Origin of the sequence: Methylobrevis albus, assembly GCF_015904235.1 — a bacterium.
Taxonomy (GTDB): Bacteria; Pseudomonadota; Alphaproteobacteria; order Rhizobiales; family Pleomorphomonadaceae; genus Methylobrevis_A; species Methylobrevis_A albus.
This window is the reverse complement of record NZ_JADZLT010000039.1, coordinates 68,022-82,983: the sequence shown is the minus strand read 5'-3', so window position 1 is coordinate 82,983 and position 14,962 is coordinate 68,022. Positions and strand designations below refer to the sequence as shown.

Below are 14,962 nucleotides of genomic sequence, written 5' to 3'. Positions count from 1 at the left end.
GGTGCGCGGCGGCAACGGGTGCGGAACAACGGGGGACAGGCATGGTGGACCACAAGCGCGGTTTTGGCGGTGTCAGCGGATCGGAAAAGGCGGCGCTGGTCGCCGGACTGCGCGAGGCGACCCGGAACCGCAAGCCGAAGCCCGTCGCCGACCTGGCGGCGAACCCGCCCCGCACGATCAAGGCCTACGACTTCGCCAAGCTCGACGCCTACCGCGAACTGCGCATGCAGCGCGCGGCCGCCGACATGATGGGCATCGCCAACCCCTTCTTCCGCGCCCACGACGGCATCGCCCGCGCCGAGACCTCGATCGGCGGCAAGCCGCTGCTCAACTTCGCCTCCTACAACTACCTCGGCCTCAACGGCCACCCGCGCGTCGTCACGGCCGCGAAGCAGGCGATCGACCGCTACGGCACCACGGTGTCGGCGAGCCGCCTCGTCGCCGGCGAGCGGCCGATCCACCGCGAGCTGGAGCACGCCCTCGCCAGCCTGCACGGCGTCGAGGACGCCATCGTCATGGTGAGCGGCCACGCCACCAACGTCAGCACCATCGGCACGCTGCTCGGGCCGAAGGACCTGATCCTCTACGACAGCCTGATCCACAACTCGATCGCCGAAGGCGCCCGCCTCTCCGGCGCCGCCCGGCTGAGTTTCCCGCATAACGACTGGCGCTCCGTCGCTGCGACGCTCGAAAAGGTCCGCCACGACTACGACCGCGTGCTGATCGCCATCGAAGGCCTCTACTCGATGGACGGCGACATGCCGGACCTCGCGAAGTTCATCGAGGTGAAGGCCGAGCACGACGCCTGGCTGCTCGTCGACGAGGCCCATTCGCTCGGCGTGCTCGGCGCCACCGGCCGCGGCATCGCCGAGCACGCCGGCATCGACCCGGCCTCGGTCGAGATGTGGATGGGCACGCTGTCGAAAACCCTGTCGGGCTGCGGCGGCTACATCGCCGGCTCCTCGGCGCTGGTCGAGTTCCTGAAAGTGAAGGCACCGGGCTTCGTCTACTCGGTCGGCCTCGCACCGGCGCTGGCCGCCGCCGCGATCGCCTCGATCGAGGTGATGCTGGCCGAACCCGAGCGCGTGTCGCGCCTGCGCGACAACGGGCTGCTCTTCCTCGACGCCGCCCGCGCCGCCGGCCTCGATGTCGGTCTGTCGGAGGGCTATGCGGTGGTGCCGGTGATCGTCGGCGGCTCGGCACAGGCGGCGGTGCTCGCCGACAGCGTGTTCAAGCGCGGGCTCAACGCCCTGCCGATCATCTACCCCGCCGTGCCGGAAAAATCGGCCCGGCTGCGCTTCTTCATCACCTCCGACCACAGCGAGGCCGACGTCCGGCGCGCGGTCGCGATCACGGCGGAAGAATTCGCCAAGGTCCGGTCGACCGGGTCGATGCTGCGCCAGATGATGGGGCACTGAGGCGGCACGGCCAGCGCCGGCCGGCCGTCACTTTTCGCGGCTGTCGGCGTCCGGTTCGATCTCGGCCGCGAACGGCCGCATGAACCAGTCCGACAAGGCCGGCGGCAGCAGCGCGCCGAGGCGCATGCCGAGCAGCAGCGGCCAGGGAAAGGCGATCGACGCCCGCCTGGCCCTGAGCCCGCGCACGATCTTCGTCGCGGCGGCGTCCGCCCCGATCTCGAACGGACGTGCCCCGCGGTGCCTCGCCGACATCGGCGAGGTGACGAAGCCCGGGCAGACGACACTCACCGTGACCCCGAACGGCCGCAGCCAGCCGCGCAGCGCGATGCCATAGGCGCGCACCGCCGCCTTGCTGGCGCTGTAGGACGGCATGTCGGGCAGCGCGCGGATGCCGGCGAGCGAACTCACCAGCACGATGTGCCCCGCCCGCCGCGCCTGCATGGCGCCGAGCAGCGGCTCCACGGTATGCAGCACGCCGGCATAGTTGATCTCCAGCAGCCGCCGGCTCTGCCCTGCGGGCTCCGGCGCCCGGCCCGGCCCGAGGCCGGTGGTGACGCCGGCATTGGCGATCAGCAGGTCGACCGGCCCGTCCGCATCGAAGCCGGCGAGGAACGCGGCCATCGCCGCGGCATCGCGCACGTCGATCGCGGCGAGGACGACATCCGCCCCCTTGGCCCGGCAGAGACCGGCCGCCGCCTCCAGCCGCGCCGCATCGCGGCCGATCAGCCCGATTCGCACGCCAGGCGCCGCGAGTTCTGACGCCAGCGCCTGCCCGATTCCGCCGGAGGCCCCGGTGATGACGATGGAGCGCCAGGTGGGGGCCGGCCCGGAGGCTGGTGAGGTAGTGGGGGGCGTCATGAGGCAGAGGCCACGTTTGGACGGTCAACCGGTACGGTGAGCGGGAGCACCCCTCGTCCGCCTGATCGAGCCAGCGGCCAGCGTCGGCGCACCCGGCCTCGTCCTTCGAGACGGCCCGTGCCGGGCCTCCTCAGGATGAGGCCTTCCAAGGAATCTGTTTCTTTCTCATGAGGTAGACCTTTTCCCTCATCCTGAGGAGGTCGCGGAGCGACCGTCTCGAAGGACGAGGGGAAAGCCCCGGCGCCAGCCCGGCTCCCGCTGCGCGGGCTTTCGGCAAACTCCGCGCCGCACGACATCGCGATCCGGCGCAAAGCACCAGTCTCGGAACTCAATCGGAAACCGGTCACTTACTCGGCAGCGCGGCGGTAGTAGACCACGTCGCGGTCCTGCGGCGCGATCCGCGGCAGGACTTCGCCGTCGGAGAGCACACGCTCCGCCGCGGCGCGGGCACCGGCGGCGATGCCGGCGCGGGAATAGTAGCCGCCGCGGACCTGGATCGTCGCGGCGAGCACCCGGATGAAGGCCTCGACCAGATCGGCCTCGGGCTCCTCGGCGCCGGTCCAGAACGCGTCGAGCGGTCCCTGGAACGTCAGCCCCGGTACGTCGAAGATCGCGTTGCCGAGCGCGATCAGCGGCCGGCCGATCTGAAGGGTGGAGGTGCCGACCGTCGAGTTGATCGTCACCACGCCGGCCGACCGCTTGATCAGTTGGCCGACGTCGCCGCCCGAGATCGTCACCACCCGGTCGGCGCAGCCACATTCGGCCGCGAGTTCGGAGGCGACGCGGGCCCAGTCGACCAGCCCGTTGTCGAGCGGGTGCACCTTCAGCACCAGACGCGCGTTCGCCGGCGCCTTGCGGGCGAACGAGCGGATCACCCGCTCCATCGCTTCCTGCAGGCTGTCGAACGGCGAGTGCTTGCGGATCTGGTAGTCGGTGGCGAGTTGCAGCGGGAACAGGAAGAAGGGCTCGGTCCAGCCCTGGATCTCGTCGAGCTGGCGCTTGAGGCGCTTGCGGGACAGCGGCGAGCGGATGAACTTGCCGAGCCAACCCGCATATTCGGCGAGCGGGTGATGGATCGCGTGCCAGTGATAGTGCGGATAGAACACCGGCGAGAGGAAGACGTTGGAGAGGTTGTAGGCGACGTCCCAGGCGGCGAGCGTCGCGAAGCGCGAGGGATACAGCACCTTGAACGACGGTTTCGGCGCCGTCGCGGCCATCGCCCGGATACGCTCCGGCTCGCGCGGGAAGTGCGAGAAGCTCGTCATGCCGTCGCGTTCGAGCGTCAGCCAGTCCGGGCGGATGTAGCCGAGTTCGGTGACGTGGACGCGGATGTTGCGGGCATGTGCCTCGGCGATCGCCACCGCGTGGTGCGGCCGGCAGTCGCCCAGCAGCATGATGTCGGTGACGCCGCGGGTGTCGTAGAAGTCGGAGACGAAAGCACGCCAGTTCTCCAGCCGACCGCGATAGGCGACCGCACCCGGCAGCTTCCAGAAGATCTGATCGCCAAAGGAAATGTTGATGCGGAGCGCCTCGTGGCCCCGAACGATCAGCTCCCGCGCCACCCGATCGAGAAAGGGCGATGCCGGTCCTTGAAGAAAGAGAAAGACGCGTGTTTCAGCGTTTGCCATGCCGTCCCCGAACAAAATACGGCTGCGTCGTAACCAAAAAATGTTGCAGTGCTTATAACAGAGAGCCGGTAACCGGACCAGCTTTCAACCCCGTCCAATACGGTCTTTTAAGCACGAAACGGCCCGCACGTCCAGTCTAGGCCGAGCCATGCGCGGAAATCTGCCTTTTGATTAGGCATTGCGCAGGGTGCATAGCTGATATGTGCGGATCATGCAGCTTGATTTTTTCGCGCTGCAGCGGCATCGAAGGCTGCTGGCCGCGCCGGCCTTGTTCGTGAGCGGGAGAGTGACACCGAGCCTATGCTTATCACTCTGGCCGCACTGATCTTCTGTCTCGTCGCCGTCTATCTGCTCGAACGATTCGTGGCGCTGCCGAAGCTGCGGCGCGGCCGGCCGTGGCTGGCGCTCGCGATGGCGCTGCTGGCGGCGCTGGTGGTGTTCCTGTTCTGGTTCGCCCTGTCGTGGCGGCCCCTGTTCACGGCCTTCTCGACCGTGACGACGTTCACGATCGTCACCCTGATCAGCAATTTCAAATACGACGTGCTGTTCGAACCGCTGAGCTTTGCGGATTTCTGCCTTGCGCCGCAGGTCGTCCGCCATCCGGACCTCTACTACGCCGAATTCCTCTACAGCTGGCCGTTCGGAGCAGCGATGGTGGCGCTGCTCGGGGCCATCGCCGTGTGGTTCTCGCTGGAGCCGACGGTGATCCCCCGCCTGCGCTTCGGCGTGCCGCTGGCCGGAATCGCCGGCCTGATGGCCTTCGGCGCCGCGCTCGGCACGCTCTGGGGGCTCGGCCGCTGGCCGGTGACCTCCGCGGCGCTGCGCCGGCTGGCGCCCGGGCCGAACATCCGCGACGACACCGGCCGCTTCGGCCTGTTCGGCGGCATGGCGATCCACCTGACGCGCTGGCTCGCGACGCCGCCCGGCCGCGAGACGCCGTGGCCGACCGAGCCGCACCCGCACTGGCCGCTGCTCGCCGGGGAATCGCTGCCGCCGCTGATCGTGGCGATCCAGTCCGAGTCCTTCGTCGATCTCGGCGCTGCGGGATTCGGCCCGCATGAACTGCCCAATCTCGAGCGGGCGCGCCGGCGCGCCCTCGCCCACGGCCGCCTCGTCGTGCCGACGGCCGGCGCCTGGACCATGCGCTCGGAATACTCGTTCCTCACCGGCCGCCCCCTGTCGGACTACCGCTTCGACGCGCTCGACCCCTATCTCCGCTCGGCCTTCGGCGCGCCGGAGACGGCGGCGCAGCGCCTCGGCGGCGCCGGCTTCGAGGCGGCCTTCGTCCATCCCTTCGACATCCGCTTCTTCCAGCGCCACCGCATCTACCCGCGCTTCGGCTTCCGGCGGATCATCGAGCAGGCGGCGTTCGAGAGCGGTGACCGGTTCGGCTATTTCGTGTCGGACGAAGCGGTGACGGATCGCATCCTCGACCTCGTGACGACCGGCACGCGGCCGCAGTTCGTCTATGCGGTGACGATGGAAAACCACAACCCGTGGCGCGAGGGCCGGATCGACGGCATCGACGACCCGCTGCAGCAGTACATGCATCACGCCGCCAACGCCGACCGCATGCTCGGCCGGCTGATCGACGCGCTCGACGCCGGCGGCCGCGAGGCGGTGCTGTGCTTCTACGGCGACCACGTGCCGATTCTGCGGGCCGTGGCGCACCCCTTCCCCGACATCCGCACCGATTACGTGATCCTGCGCTGCGGCCCGGGTATCGACCCGGCCGCCGAGACCGGCGTCCTCCCGGTCAATGCGGCGATCGAGGACCTGATGGGCATGCTGATGGCGGTCCGGGTCTGACCGGCGCCCGTCAGCGCCCGCCGAGCGCGCGGTAGATCTTGCCGCCAGGACGGCCGGTCGCCGGCATGCCGGCCCGCTTCTCGGCGTCGGCGATCGCCGCCCGCGACAGCGGCCCGATCTTGCCGTCCGGCTCGCCGATGTCGTAGCCCTTGGCGATCAGCAGGTGCTGCAGCTGCAGCCGCTGCGCCCGCGACAGCGGCGGGTCGTCCGTCGGCCACGGCGTCCGCAGCGTCGGGTAACCCGCGAGGCGGTCGGCGAGATGCGAGATCGCGAGGGCGTAGGATTCCGCCTGATTGTAGGCGTAGATCGCGTCGAAGTTCGAGAAGACGAGGAAACCCGGCCCGGTCGGCCCGGCGGGCAGCAGCAGCCCGGCCTCGCCGCGGCCCGTCAGCGCCGAGCCGTCGGCGCGGACGACGCCGCGCTTCGACCAGCTGTCGATCGACGCACGCTTGCGCCGGCCGCTCGGCCCGCTGTAGCGCACCGGTGCGCGCACCTCGATCATCCACGGCGACCCGGCGCGCCAGCCCGCCCGCTTCAGATAGTTCGCGGTCGAGCCCAGCGCGTCGGCGACCGAGCCGACGAGGTCGCGCCGGCCGTCGCCATCGAAATCGACCGCGAGGCGCTGGTAGGTGGACGGGATGAACTGCGTCTGCCCAAAGGCGCCGGCCCAGGAGCCATAAAGCTTGTCGAGCGCGAGATCGCCGCGGTCGACGAGACGCAGCGCGGCGATCAGCTCGGTGCGCCAGAACTCGGTGCGCCGACCGGCGGCACAGGTGAGCGTCGCGAGCGCATGCGGCAGGAAGTTGTCGCCGGCGTCGCGGCCGTAGTTGGATTCGACGCCCCAGACCGCCGCGATCACATGACGATCGACACCGAACTGGCGCTCCGCCGCGCGCAGCACCCGGTCGTAGCGCGCCATCATCGCCCGGCCGTCCTCGACGCGCTGCTCGTCGACGAGGAAGCCGATGTAATCCCAGATCGGCGTCTTGAACTCCGGCTGCGACCCGGCGAGGCGCAAGACCTTCTCGTCGCGCTGCGCCCCGCGCAGCGCGGCCGCCGCCGTCGTCTTGCTCACCCCCGCCCGGACCACGGTGTCCTCAAGGGTCCGCAGGCAGCCGGCGAAGTCCGCCGCGGCGGGGGACGCGCCGACGAGCAGCACGGACAGGGCGGCAAAGGCGATACGCATGGGGTCTCCTCGGGGTTCGGCACGTGCGGATGGCCGATTTGCCTGTGAGTGTCGCGGATCGGGACGCCGAGTTCAAACCGGAACGGCATCCTGCCGCAAATGGCACGATTGCCTCCCCGGACGTTCCCCCTTATCGACGAGGGTGATGCGGCGGCGACGCGGGCGCCGGCCCGGCGTCCGCCAGGGCATCGGGCGAGCGGACGGACTGCGAGACCGTGAGCGACGAATCACCTGTCCCCGAGGACGATGGCCGCCCGGCGCTGCGTCGCGGCTGGACCACGGGCGCCTGCGCCACGGCGGCGACGCGGGCGGCCTGCGAGGTGCTGGCGGGACGGCCGGCACCGGCCGAGGTGGTGATCACCCTCCCCGGCGGCCAGACGCCGATGTTCGCCATCGCCCGCTGCGACCTGCGCGACGACGGCGTCGAAGCGGCCGTGATCAAGGACGCCGGTGACGATCCCGACGTCACTCACGGCGCCCTCGTCGTCGCCCGGCTGCGCCCGGCGCCCCCCGGCAGCGGCATCGTCTTCGCGGCGGGGCCCGGCGTCGGCATGGTGACCCGGCCCGGCCTGCCGATCCCGCCCGGCGAGCCGGCGATCAACCCGGTGCCGCGCCAGATGATGCGCGCGGCGATCGCCGAGGCGTTCCCCGGTGTCGCCGTCGACCTCGTCGTCGAGATCGGCATCGAGAACGGCGCGAAGCTCGCCGAGCGGACGCTGAACGGCCGGCTCGGCATCGTCGGCGGCCTCTCGATCCTCGGCACGACCGGCATCGTGATCCCGTTCTCCTGCGCCGCCTGGATCCACTCGATCCACCGCGGCATCGACGTCGCCCGGGCGATGGGCATCGATCACATCGCCGGCTCCACCGGCTCGACCTCCGAAGCCGCCATCGGCGCCCTCGACCGGCTGCCCGAGACCGCGCTGATCGAGATGGGCGACTTCGTCGGCGGCATGCTGAAGTACCTCAACCGCCATCCGGTGCCGCGCGTCACCATCGCCGGCGGCTTCGCCAAGATGACCAAGCTCGCGCAAGGGTTGCTCGACCTGCATTCGGCCCGGGGCGGGGTCGACCTCGACTGGCTCGCCGATCGTCTCGCCGAGGCCGGTGCGGCCCCGGACGTGGTGATCCGCAGCCGGCGCGCCAACAGCGCCCTCGAAGTGCTGGGTCTCGCCGAGACCGCCGGGATCTCCATTGCGGCTATCGTGGCGAGAACCGCAGAAAAGCGGGCTTCCGCGGCACTCGGCCGTCCCGACTGCCACCTCGATGTCGCCGTGTTCGACAGGTCCGGACAGCTCCTCGCGCGCACGGACTGACGGCTTACCCTCCTGAAATCTTGGGGGGTCAATTCACCAATATAATACCCGATGATTAGGCGGTCGTTCACCCTCGCAGGACATATCATCTCCCTGCTGCAGGAGAGGATTTTTGTTCACCAGGCTTCAACCGCTGCTCGTCATCGCCGTCGCCAGCATCGGAGCCATCGCGCCCGCCCTGCTCGGCCACGGACTGCTGATGTTCGACGCGCGCAGCCGCGCCGAAGCCGAGAACGCGACCATTGCCGCCGAGATGGTCAACCGGGCGGAAACCGCGATCGCCAACGCGATCGACGTCACCGCGAGGCTCTCCGCCGCGGGATTGTCCGACTGCAACGCCTTCGGCCTCGCCGCGATGCGGAACGAGCTGTTTCGCAACTATACGATCCGCAGCATCGGCGTCCTCGACGGCACCGATTCCTTCGCCTGCTCGCACTACGGCCGACAGGAGAACTTCGGCATCACCAATCCGGTGACGGTGGCCGAGGACATCTCCATCGTCGTGGTCGAGGCTTCCAATCTCGCCGACCGCACGCTGCTGGTCCGGCGCGAGACCCATAACGGCGCGCTGCTCGGCGTCCTGCTGACGCCGCAGGCCGTCGCCGTCGACATCCTGCCGCGCGTCAGCCGCGACCACACCGTCGCCGAGCTGCGCTTTACCGACGACACGCTGATCGCGACCATCCCCTCGCCCGCCAGCGGCGACAGCCGCGCCGTCTCGCCCGTCGATGATGCGATCAGCTCCAGCGCCTGCTCGTCGCCCTACGGCTTCTGCGTGACGGTGATGTCGCCCTTCGCGGTGACCTGGGCGAGCTATCGCAATCTGCAGATCGTCGCCGCCCTCGGCAGCGTGCTCTGCGCCGTGCTCGCGATGGTCGGCGCCTCGCTGTTCCAGCGGCGCTTCGCCAGCCTCGACGTGCGCATCCGGCGCGCGCTGAAATCCGGCGCGTTCGAGCCGCACTACCAGCCGATCGTCGACATCCGCACCGGGCGCATCGCGGGCTGCGAGGTGCTGATGCGCTGGCGCCGGCCCGACGGCGTGCTGATTCCCCCCTCCGAGTTCATCGACAAGGCCGAGGCGACCGGCCTGATCCTGCCGATGACCGACCAGATCATGCGCCGCGCGGCGGAGGAGCTGCGCGACGTCTGCGCCGCGAACCCGGAGTTCCGCCTCGCCTTCAACCTCGTCGACAGCCACTTCGACTCGTTCAAGATCGTCACCACGATCGAGACGATCTTCGACCGCCTCGCCATCCCGCTGCACCACGTCTCGGTCGAGGTCACCGAGCGGCGGCCGCTGAAGAACGTCGAACGCGCCCGCATCGTCATCCGCCGGCTGCAGTCGATCGGCGTCAAGGTGGCGCTCGACGACGTCGGCACCGGCCACAGCGGCCTCGCCCACCTGCAGCAGCTCGGCGTCGACACCATCAAGATCGACAAGTTCTTCATCGACGTCATCGCCAAGGACGGCTCCGGCTCGCCCTTCGTCGAATCGCTCGTCTCGATCGCGCACCGGCTCGGCATGGACGTCGTCGCCGAGGGCGTCGAGACCTACGACCAGCTGCTCTACCTGCGTGAGCGCGGCGTGCAGAAGGCGCAAGGCTACCTGTTCGGGCGCCCGGTCCCGAAATCCGAGTTCATCGCCCTGATGGAGCGCGCCGCCGGCCCGGTGATCGACGAGGCCGCCCGCAGCGACGCGTCTGTGGCCGGCGAAGCCCGCCTGCGACGCGGCCCCGCGGCCGTCCCGGCGACGGCACGGCCGGAGAGCAGCCGCACGGCGGTCGCCAGCTGATCGGTCGCCCGCAGCCGCGCCCCGAAGAAGGCCGGCGTCGCGGCTGCACCATCCCTGCAACGAAAAACGCCCTGCCGGTGACCGGCAGGGCGTTTTGGTTCGTATCGCTGCGTCCCGAGCCCGGACTCAGGCCGAGATGGCGACCGGCTGGCGCGCCGGTGTCGCGATCCGCTCGCGGTTCAGGTTTTCCGCGACGAGGAACGCGAGTTCGATCGCCTGGTCGGCATTGAGCCGCGGGTCGCAGTGCGTGTGGTAGCGGTCGTGCAGGTCGTCCGCGGTGATCGCCTTGGCGCCGCCGGTGCATTCGGTGACGTTCTTGCCCGTCATCTCGATGTGGATGCCACCGGCATGGGTGCCCTCGGCGCGGTGCACCGCGAAGAACGCCTCGACCTCGCGCAGGATGCGGTCGAACGGCCGCGTCTTGTAGCCGCCCATCGTCACCGTGTTGCCGTGCATCGGATCGCACGACCAAACCACCTCGCGGCCCTCGCGCTTCACCGCCCGGACCAGAGCGGGCATGTGGTCGTAGACCTTGTCGGCGCCGAAGCGGCCGATCAGCGTCAGCCGGCCCGGCTCGTTGACCGGGTTGAGGATGTCGATCAGGCGGAGCAGGTCGTCCGGCGCCAGCGTCGGGCCGCACTTCAGGCCGATCGGGTTCTTGATGCCGCGGCAGTACTCGATGTGGGCATGGTCGGCCTGGCGGGTGCGGTCGCCGATCCAGATCATGTGGCCCGACGTCGCGTACCAGTCGCCGCTCGTCGAATCGACGCGCGTCATCGCCTGCTCGAAGCCGAGCAGCAGCGCCTCGTGGCTGGTGTAGATGTCCGTCGAGCGCAGCTCCGGCGCCTTCTCCGGATCGATGCCACAGGCACGCATGAAGGCGAGCGAGTGGGTGATCCGGTCGGCGAGCTCCTGGTAGCGGTGGCTCTGCGGGCTGTCCTTGACGAAGCCGAGCATCCACTGGTGCACGTTGTCGAGGTTGGCGTAGCCGCCCTGCGCGAAGGCGCGAAGCAGGTTCAGCGTCGCCGCCGACTGGCGATACGCGTCTTCCTGGCGGCGCGGATCGGGGATGCGGGCCTCGGGCGTGAACTCGATGCCGTTGATGATGTCGCCGCGATACGACGGCAGCTCGATCTCGCCCTGGCGCTCGATGTTCGACGAGCGCGGCTTGGCGAACTGGCCCGCGATGCGGCCGACCTTCACCACCGGCTGCGCTGCCGCATAGGTCAGCACGACCGCCATCTGCAGGAAGACGCGGAAGAAATCGCGGATGTTGTCGGCGTGGTGCTCGGCAAACGCCTCCGCACAGTCACCGCCCTGGAGCAGAAACGCCCGGCCCGCCGCGACATCCGCGAGCTGCTTCTTGAGCTTGCGCGCCTCGCCGGCAAACACCAGCGGCGGATAGCTCGCGAGGCGGCCCTCGACGGCCGCGAGTTCGGCGAGGTCGGGGTAGTCGGGAACCTGCTGGATCGGCTTCGATCTCCAGGTGTCGGGCTTCCAGGCGGTGGTCATCGTGTTGGTCTCGCTGTCATCCGGCGCGGCGATGCTGTCCGGTGGGCCTTGTGGCTCCAGTTTCCGCGAAGAAGGCGCTTATACACATCGCACGGCGGCTTGACCACCTTGCGGCGCGGTAGGTTTGCACGCGGCAAGCCTCAGATGGGGAACGGGGATCCGGCTTGCGAGATCAGAGCAGCCCGAGATCGCCGAGCGCCTTGCGCATCTCCGGCGGCATCTCCTCGCCGTCGCCGCGCAGCTCGAGGTCCCGCGGCGCGTCCTTCGGCTCGTAGTAGCGCCAGCCCTGGAACGGGCGCTTCGGCTGGATGGCGGTCAGCGTCAGGACCGGCTCCAGCACCAGGTCGCAGCGCGAGATGCCGTCGTCGCCGGTGACGGGGCGGATGTCGAGCAGGCGCTGGCGCACCTGCACGCCGCCCTTGATCACCCAGTAGAGCGACCCGCCGTCGAGGATCTCGGCGGCGCGCTTCGGCATCATGCGGGTGGTGTGGATCTGCTCTTCCGGCCGGCCGGTGCGCCGGCGCACCGCCATGCGCTCGTCGACCCAGGCCTGGAGGTCCTCGACCGAGTCGGCGCCGACACAGAGCTTGATCAGATGCAACGTCATCGCGGACCAGATGGCGCGGATCGGCGCCGCCGTCAAAGGGGTCACGCGCCGCCGTCCACAGGGCCGTCGCCCCAGAGACGGTCGAGGCGCGGCGACAGCCCGCGTTTCAGGCCTCGCGGCGCAGCCGCTCGCTCGGCGTGCGCATGGTGACGAGTTCTTCCGCCGCGGTCGGATGCACCGCCATCGTGCGGTCGAAGTCCGCCTTGGTCGCGCCCATGCCGACGGCGATGCCGATGAGCTGGATCATCTCGCCGGCCTCCGGCCCGAGCACATGCACGCCGAGCACAAGGTCGGTCTCCGCATCGACAAGGATCTTCATCAGCACCCGCTCGTCGCGGCCGGCCAGCGTGTTGCGCATCGGGCGGAACTTCGCGCGGTAGACATCGACGGCCGCGTGGGCCGCCACCGCCTGCTCCTGGGTCAGGCCGATCGTGCCGAGCTCGGGGGTCGAGAACACCGCCGTCGGGATCAGCCGGTGGTCGACGATTACGTCGCGCTTGCCGAACACCGTGTCGGCGAAGGCATGGCCCTCGCGGATCGCGACCGGGGTCAGGTTGACGCGGTTGGTGACGTCGCCGACGGCGTGGATCGTTTCGACCGTGCTCTGCGAATGCGCGTCGACGATCACCGCCCCGACCCCGTCCACGGCGACACCGGCCGCCTCGAGACCGAGGTCGTCGGTATTCGGAATGCGGCCGGTCGCGGCCAGCACCACGTCGGCGCCGATTCGCTCGCCGCTGGTGGTGACGACCACCAGGCCGTCCGCCTCCCGCTGCACCGCCTGCACGTCGGCGTGGGTATGGATGCGCACGCCGCGCGCGCCCATCTCGTCGGTGAGCGCCGCGGCGAGTTCGGCGTCGAAGCCGCGCAGGATCTGCGCGCCACGGTAGAGCAGCGTCGTCTCGGAGCCGAGCCCGGCGAAGATGCCGGCGAACTCGACGGCGATGTAGCCGCCGCCGATGATGACGACGCGCTTCGGCAACGCCTTGAGGTCGAAGACCTCGTTCGAGGTGATGACGTGCTCGGCGCCCGGGAACGTCGGCACATAGGGCCGCGCTCCGGTCGCGATCAGCACCCGCTCGGCCGTCACGGTGCGGTCGCCGGCGAGCAGCCGGATCGTGTGCGCGTCGACGAACTCGGCCCGCGACGGGATGATCTCCACGCCGGCCCGCCCGAGGTTGCCGCGGTAGGCGCCCTCGAGGCGGTCGATCTCGCGGTCCTTCGCGGCGATCAGGCTCGCCCAGTCGAACGACGGTGCCGGCACCGTCCAGCCGAAGCCGGCGGCGTCCTCGAAGGCGTCGGTGAAGCGGGCGGCGTAGACGAGCAGCTTCTTCGGCACGCAGCCGCGAATCACGCAGGTGCCGCCGACGCGGTATTCCTCGGCGACCGCGACGCGCGCGCCATAGCCCGCCGCGATCCGCGCGGCCCGGACACCGCCCGAGCCGCCGCCGATGACGAAGAGATCATAGTCGTACGTGGTCATGCCCCGGCGCCCCCGTGCCGGTTCGGATCTGACGGGCGCAAGCCATCCGGCGGCTGGCGCGCTCGCCGTGCGGCCTCAGAAGGTGTGGCCGCGCTTCAGCAGTTCTTCGCGGGAGAGCGTGACGATCTCGGTCGAGAGCGCCTCGCGCCAGGTCGTGGCGGCGCGCACGCTGTCCTGCACGATCGCCGGCATCAGCTGGCCGAACTTCTGGCCGACCGGCGAGGTGTAGAACGCGGTGATGCCGTTGAGTTCTTCTTCCGTCAGCCGGGCCGCCCAGAGCCGCTCGAGCTGGCGGTCGAGTTCGGGGCGGCGGCTGGCGAGCTTCAGCGCCACCTCGTTCACCACCGCGTCGATGTCCGACACCGCCGACGGGTTCGAGCGCTGGAACAGCGCCTTCGCCTGGTCGGCGAGCACCGGCAGGATCCGGTCGAACTGTTCGGAGGCGTGTGCCGCGTCGATCGCGTTCCGCGCGGCGGCGATGTGCGAGGGCGTGAACTCCTGCGCCTGCACCGGCAGGGCGAACGCCGCCGCGAGCAGCAGGCCGGCGACGGGGCCAAGGAAGTATCGGCTACGGATCATCAGAAATCTCCGGATGAATTCAAAGGCTCGGGCGGTCGATCCGTTCGACGCCGGTCCGCCCGGCGATAATGACGGTGGAGGCGAGATCGATGAAAAGGCCGTGCTCGACGACGCCAGGGATGGCGGAAAGCGCCGATGCGAGGGCTTTTGGGGCTGAAATCTGGCGAAATGATGCATCGACGATCCAGTTGCCCTGGTCGGTGACGCGGCGGTTGCCATTGCTGTCCATCCGGAACGCCAGCGAGCCCGAGAGGTCCAGCCCCGCCGCCGCGGCGCGGATCGCCCGGAGCGTCGCACCCGTCCCGAAGGTCACCACTTCGATCGGCAGCGGAAAGGCGCCGAGCCATTCGACGCGCTTGCTCTCGTCGGTGATCACCACCATCCGCGCGCTGTCGGCCGCGACGATCTTCTCGCGCAGCAAGGCTCCGCCGCCACCCTTGACGAGGTTGAGTTCGCCGTCGAACTCGTCGGCGCCGTCGACCGTGAGGTCGAGCCCGTCGACGTCGTCGAGCGTCGTCAGCGGCACGCCGAGTTCGCGCGCCAGCGCCGCCGTCGCCTCGGACGTCGGCACGCCGACGACTTCGAGCCCGGCCGCGACCCGCTCGGCGAGCAGCCGCACGAACCAGGATGCCGTCGATCCGGTGCCGAGACCGAGCCGCATGCCGTTCGCGACCATCTCCAGCGCCGCAGCCGCCGCCTCGCGCTTCAGCGCGTCCGCCGTGGTCATGCGCGTCGTCTCCCTGCCTGTCACGAAACGGTCCGGCCCGTCATCGC

General features: G+C 69.9%; 12 protein-coding genes. 4 read left to right on the top strand and 8 right to left on the bottom strand.

Going from position 1 to position 14,962, the window contains the following annotated elements:
• Positions 1-41 precede the first annotated feature (41 nt).
• The gene (locus I5731_RS02100; protein WP_197309702.1) at positions 42-1,418 is read left to right on the top strand and encodes an aminotransferase class I/II-fold pyridoxal phosphate-dependent enzyme; all 1,377 of its coding nucleotides are present in this window, start codon (positions 42-44) and stop codon (positions 1,416-1,418) included.
• 27 nt (positions 1,419-1,445) lie between these two features.
• On the opposite strand, the gene I5731_RS02095 is transcribed toward I5731_RS02100, so the two are convergent.
• The gene (locus tag I5731_RS02095) at positions 1,446-2,276 is read right to left on the bottom strand and encodes an SDR family NAD(P)-dependent oxidoreductase (RefSeq protein WP_197309701.1); all 831 of its coding nucleotides are present in this window, start codon (positions 2,274-2,276) and stop codon (positions 1,446-1,448) included.
• Positions 2,277-2,623: 347 nt separating this feature from the next.
• Positions 2,624-3,838, bottom strand: a complete 1,215-nt coding sequence (locus tag I5731_RS02090; protein WP_197309700.1) for a capsule biosynthesis protein — start codon at positions 3,836-3,838, stop codon at positions 2,624-2,626.
• A gap of 366 nt (positions 3,839-4,204) precedes the next feature.
• On the opposite strand from I5731_RS02090, the gene I5731_RS02085 reads away from it, so the two are divergent.
• A complete protein-coding gene (locus I5731_RS02085) occupies positions 4,205-5,713 on the top strand; it encodes an LTA synthase family protein (RefSeq protein ID WP_197309699.1) in 1,509 nt (502 codons plus the stop codon).
• A gap of 10 nt (positions 5,714-5,723) precedes the next feature.
• Here I5731_RS02085 and I5731_RS02080 read toward each other — a convergent pair whose 3' ends face one another.
• Positions 5,724-6,899 carry a lytic murein transglycosylase gene (locus I5731_RS02080; protein WP_197309698.1) on the bottom strand — a complete coding sequence of 392 codons (1,176 nt, stop codon included), beginning with the start codon at positions 6,897-6,899 and terminating at the stop codon, positions 5,724-5,726.
• A gap of 215 nt (positions 6,900-7,114) precedes the next feature.
• Between I5731_RS02080 and I5731_RS02075 the strand changes: the two genes are divergently transcribed.
• Both I5731_RS02075 and I5731_RS02070 read left to right on the top strand, forming a co-directional pair.
• Positions 7,115-8,215, top strand: a complete 1,101-nt coding sequence (locus tag I5731_RS02075; protein WP_197309697.1) for a cobalt-precorrin-5B (C(1))-methyltransferase — start codon at positions 7,115-7,117, stop codon at positions 8,213-8,215.
• Between the two features lie 112 nt (positions 8,216-8,327).
• Positions 8,328-10,007: an EAL domain-containing protein gene (locus tag I5731_RS02070; RefSeq protein WP_197309696.1), complete on the top strand. Its 1,680-nt coding sequence runs from the start codon at positions 8,328-8,330 to the stop codon at positions 10,005-10,007.
• A gap of 126 nt (positions 10,008-10,133) precedes the next feature.
• Here I5731_RS02070 and I5731_RS02065 read toward each other — a convergent pair whose 3' ends face one another.
• The 5 genes from I5731_RS02065 to rpiA form a co-directional block, all read right to left on the bottom strand.
• Positions 10,134-11,519 (bottom strand): class II 3-deoxy-7-phosphoheptulonate synthase, encoded by a 1,386-nt coding sequence (locus I5731_RS02065; protein ID WP_197309695.1) that lies wholly within the window; start codon positions 11,517-11,519, stop codon positions 10,134-10,136.
• A 172-nt stretch (positions 11,520-11,691) separates the two neighbouring features.
• Positions 11,692-12,126 carry a DUF1489 family protein gene (locus tag I5731_RS02060; protein ID WP_197309721.1) on the bottom strand — a complete coding sequence of 145 codons (435 nt, stop codon included), beginning with the start codon at positions 12,124-12,126 and terminating at the stop codon, positions 11,692-11,694.
• Positions 12,127-12,232: 106 nt separating this feature from the next.
• Positions 12,233-13,609 (bottom strand): glutathione-disulfide reductase, encoded by a 1,377-nt coding sequence (gene gor, locus I5731_RS02055; protein ID WP_197309694.1) that lies wholly within the window; start codon positions 13,607-13,609, stop codon positions 12,233-12,235.
• A 75-nt stretch (positions 13,610-13,684) separates the two neighbouring features.
• Entirely contained in the window at positions 13,685-14,188 is a 504-nt protein-coding gene (locus tag I5731_RS02050; protein ID WP_197309693.1) for a DUF2059 domain-containing protein, read from the bottom strand.
• A 19-nt stretch (positions 14,189-14,207) separates the two neighbouring features.
• Complete coding sequence (gene rpiA, locus I5731_RS02045) at positions 14,208-14,915, bottom strand: ribose-5-phosphate isomerase RpiA (RefSeq protein ID WP_197309692.1); 708 nt, start codon at positions 14,913-14,915, stop codon at positions 14,208-14,210.
• Positions 14,916-14,962: the final 47 nt, after the last annotated feature.